The organism is Corallococcus aberystwythensis (assembly GCF_003612165.1).
GTDB classification, from domain to species: Bacteria; Myxococcota; Myxococcia; order Myxococcales; family Myxococcaceae; genus Corallococcus; species Corallococcus aberystwythensis.
Genome location: NZ_RAWK01000566.1, coordinates 1 through 519, shown reverse-complemented (window position 1 = coordinate 519; position 519 = coordinate 1). Strand labels below are relative to the sequence as shown.

General features: G+C 70.5%; 1 protein-coding gene. It reads right to left on the bottom strand.

Going from position 1 to position 519, the window contains the following annotated elements; all coding sequences use genetic code 11:
* A partial coding sequence (locus D7W81_RS41475) for a GspE/PulE/PilB domain-containing protein (protein WP_497747194.1) occupies positions 1-478 on the bottom strand: 478 nt, incomplete at its 3' end.
* Positions 479-519: the final 41 nt, after the last annotated feature.

Sequence of the window (519 nt, the reverse complement as noted above, 5' to 3'; positions counted from 1 at the left end):
GCTCGAAGGTGGCCTCCTCCATGCCGAAGCTCAGCGGCGTGGCGGCCGTGGAGGTGACCTCCCCGTGGTAGTGGTGCCGGATGGCGCGCTCGATGGAGGACGCGGTCGCCACCACCACCTGGAGCTTCTGGCCGGAGTGGAAGGCCAGCTCCTGGAGGGACTCCACGTTGGTCGGATCCGACGTGGCCACGGTGAGCGTCTTGGTGCCGGGCTCGTAGGCGATGGGGAAGACGGTGTAGCGCTCGGCGATGTCCACGCGCAGCGCCTGGAGGGCGTGCGGGACGGGGACGTGCGTGTCCAGCTCCACGGTGGGGATGGCCAGCTGCCGCGACAGGGCGTGGACCATGGAGCTTTCGTCCACGACGCCCATCTGCACCAGGGTGAGGCCCAACCGGCCGCCCCATTTGCGCTGCTCGGCGAGCGCGCTGCGCAGCTGGGTTTCGGTGAGCAGTCCGGCGTCCATCAGGATTTCCCCCAGCCGCCGCTTGCGGTTGGGGCCCGGGCCGGGGGGAACGGAAG